The following is a 2,935-nucleotide window of genomic DNA, read 5'->3' on the forward strand; positions in this document are numbered from 1 at the left end:
ACATGACAATGATGTCGCAGAACTCGCAGCGGAACGGGCAGCCACGCGAAAACTGAAGCGTGACATTGGTGTAGAGGTCGAGCTTCAGCAGATCGAAGCGGGGGAGCGGGGAGTCCCCAAGATCGACTGTCCCGGTCTCGTGATACATGGGTTTCGGTTCACCGCGCTCGAAGTCGTCACAAAACGCCTTCCAGATGTACTCGGCCTCGCCGGCCACCACGGTGTCCGCGACGGCGGTGTAGTCCTCGCGGCACAGCGATGCGTAACTGCCGCCGGCCACCACGTAGTGGCCCTGTTCGCGGTAATAGGCCAACAACTCCCGTTGGCGGGGATGCTGCACGCCCATGCCGCACACGCCAACAATGTCCGCAGTGGTCGTCAACGGAATGGTCTCGACGTTCTCGTCAACAATCTCGACGTCCCAATCGCGGGAGCACAGCGCGGCCAGGGTCGCGAGGCCGAGTGGCGGATTCACCGCCCGCTTGCCCGGCAGCACATGGTCCACCGCCCATTTGAAGCTCCAATAGCTTTCGGGCAGCCTGGGATTGATGAGCAGCAGATGCATGGACTGGCCCCTTTCAGGCAGGCCGCAGGGACGACCATCAGACGGGGCGGGTCGAGTTCCTGCCCTTGATGATGCGTTCGATCAGGTCGGCGACGTCCCGATGCACATGCTGATTGGTGGCCTCCTCCATGGCTCTTCGATGCGCCGTGGCGGCGTCCTCAAGGATCGCGTGGGCTTCGTCGCGGTCGATGATCTCCAGGTCGGTCATCGACAGGAGCAGGGACTCGCAGATGGACAGGGCCGCCAAACCGGCGATATCGGGATCAGGTTTCACGTGCGGTCCTCGAGGAGGTGGGGGCTGGCGGTATGCCGTGCCGCGCTCCAGGGCGACTGAACGGGAAAGGCTACCGCGTCCCGCGGCGCCGCATGCTAATCTGGGATAGCCTGTTGGCTTGGTACCAACGGTGCGACCCGGGAGCACGACCCATGTCCGCAAGCGAAAGTCCCTTGGCGAGAAAGCTTGGCTCCTTCATGCCGCTGGTGCCGGACGAATTGCGGTGCGTTGCCGAACTGGAATCCATCCGTCGCAGCGTGGCGCCGCAAACGGAAATCGTATACGAGGGGCAGAAAGACCATCGCGCTTGGCTGCTTCTTGAGGGTTGGGCCAACTGCTACAAAATCGTTCCCGACGGCGGCCGGCAGATCATCGGCTTCCCGCTTCCCGGTGATTTCATGGGATTGCGCAGTATCTTGTTGCGCACCTCCGACCATTCTTTCGAGAGCCTGACCGACGCCGTCATCAGCGAAGTGTCTCAGCAAAGAATGACCCAGATTTTCCAGGACTTTCCGCGTCTGGCCACGGCCATCATGTGGGCCACCTCCCGTGACGAGGCGATGGTGGTCGAGCACCTGGTGAATATCGGGCGGCGAAGCGCCATCGAGCGCACCGCCCATTTCTTTCTGGAACTGGGGCAACGCCTGGCCTTGATCGGCAAAGTGACGAACAACGGATTCGCCTGCCCTCTCAATCAGTATGTTCTGGCCGACGCGCTGGGGCTCAGCGCCATCCATGTCAACCGCACTCTCAGGCAATTGCGCGAACGCGGACTCATCACGCTCAAGGCCCAACAGGTGATTATTCTCGACTTGGCGGGGCTTGAGGACCTGGCCGGTTTCGACAGCGGCTATCTCAATCACGGCCATCCCGGGACGTGATGCCCGCGCGGCGGTCGCCGGGATCGCGTTGGCGGATGCGCTGAGCGGGCCCTTTACCGGGCTGTCCGCGGCTCTTCTGGCGCGGTCTGGATTGACGCCGCCGCATCGCGCGCCAGGGCTGCCTCCAGGTCATCGGGATCGACCGTCAGCGTTCGCGAACGCCCAGGAGTTGCAGGCGTCGCGGGCAGGTGGACCAGGGTCTGTACCCTTCGATAGGCTTCGAACGACACGCCCTCCAGTCGTTCCTCGTCCGTTTCCACGTCGTAGGTCCCGGGCTGGAGAAGCTCGTCGAAATCACCGAGAGTGAAGGGGTATGCGAAGGTGACGGTTTTCTTTGATGTGCGGACGGTCATCGGAGAACTCCGCGTCGCGACGATCCCGGCAGGGGGGGGGGAGGCAGGCGGAGGGAGTCGCCCCCCTCCGAGTCCCGTCACTTCGACTTCTGCTCCGAAGCCACATCGCTCCCTTTTCCGGGGGGCTGGGCGGCCGCTTTCCCGGCGGCCGGCGCACCCGCCGCCTTGTCGTCCGACGTATCCTTGTATGCGTTGGGGTGCGATTGGGCGAATGTTTTGAAAGACATGAGTGCCCCTTTTCGGGCCATGCCGGCAATGATTTGCCAGCGTTTCGCATATGGTATTGACGGAGCGCCATTTCAATCGGCTATTTCTATTTTTTATTTTCAGAGTTCTCATATTTCAGCAGTCATACCTTGATGTTTATCTTGGCTCCTTGCAAAATTGTCACGCGCCGCCACCCGATCTCGGCCACCCATCATCGCCGCCCCAACGGAGTCCGAGACCTTTCCGGCGGCGGCCTTGACCGGATCGTCGGCAAGGTGGGCGTAGCGGGCGGTGGTCTGGACCTGGGAATGGCCCAGCAGCTTGCCGATCATCGGCAGGCCCTCGCCGAGGCTCAGCGCGCCGCTGGCGAAGGAATGGCGCAGGTCGTGCAGGCGGACGTCATCGAGGCCGGCGCCGGCACGGATGCGCCGCCAGGGGTGCTGCAGGTCGGTGAGCCGCGATCCCTCTTTCCGTCCGGTGATGACCCAGGAGTTCCCGGCAACGCGCTCAATGCCCCGCAACACGGCGGCCACCGTATCGCCGAAATGCACCACCTTGGCGCCCGTCTTTGACTCCGGCAGCCGCAGCGCCCGGTTGCGCAGGTCGACATGCTCCCAGCGCAGGGTCATGATCTCGTTCAGCCGACACCCGGTCA

The 2,935-nt window shown here is 63.0% G+C and carries 4 protein-coding genes and 1 pseudogene; 1 reads left to right on the plus strand and 4 read right to left on the minus strand.

Annotated features, from left to right (window positions below):
- Together Q0309_RS13925 and Q0309_RS13930 are read right to left on the minus strand one after the other, a co-directional pair.
- Positions 1–565: pseudogene (locus Q0309_RS13925) on the minus strand (B12-binding domain-containing radical SAM protein); the annotation flags it as partial.
- A gap of 37 nt (positions 566–602) precedes the next feature.
- Positions 603–839 carry a hypothetical protein gene (locus Q0309_RS13930; RefSeq protein WP_299442264.1) on the minus strand — a complete coding sequence of 79 codons (237 nt, stop codon included), beginning with the start codon at positions 837–839 and terminating at the stop codon, positions 603–605.
- Positions 840–991: 152 nt separating this feature from the next.
- Between Q0309_RS13930 and Q0309_RS13935 the strand changes: the two genes are divergently transcribed.
- Positions 992–1,720: a Crp/Fnr family transcriptional regulator gene (locus Q0309_RS13935; RefSeq protein WP_299442267.1), complete on the plus strand. Its 729-nt coding sequence runs from the start codon at positions 992–994 to the stop codon at positions 1,718–1,720.
- A 53-nt stretch (positions 1,721–1,773) separates the two neighbouring features.
- Here Q0309_RS13935 and Q0309_RS13940 read toward each other — a convergent pair whose 3' ends face one another.
- Positions 1,774–2,073 (minus strand): hypothetical protein, encoded by a 300-nt coding sequence (locus tag Q0309_RS13940; protein WP_299442270.1) that lies wholly within the window; start codon positions 2,071–2,073, stop codon positions 1,774–1,776.
- Between the two features lie 335 nt (positions 2,074–2,408).
- Positions 2,409–2,935: site-specific integrase (locus Q0309_RS13945; RefSeq protein WP_299442273.1), on the minus strand; the 527-nt coding region annotated here is incomplete at its 5' end.

The sequence above is a fragment of the uncultured Rhodospira sp. genome (assembly GCF_937138205.1).
Taxonomy (GTDB): Bacteria; Pseudomonadota; Alphaproteobacteria; order Rhodospirillales; family Rhodospirillaceae; genus Rhodospira.

Excerpts from the sequence above, each read along its gene's own strand:
- Q0309_RS13940 (WP_299442270.1), bottom strand. The coding sequence starts at position 2,073 with ATGACCGTCCGCACATCAAAGAAAACCGTCACCTTCGCATACCCCTTC.
- Q0309_RS13935 (WP_299442267.1), top strand. The coding sequence starts at position 992 with ATGTCCGCAAGCGAAAGTCCCTTGGCGAGAAAGCTTGGCTCCTTCATG.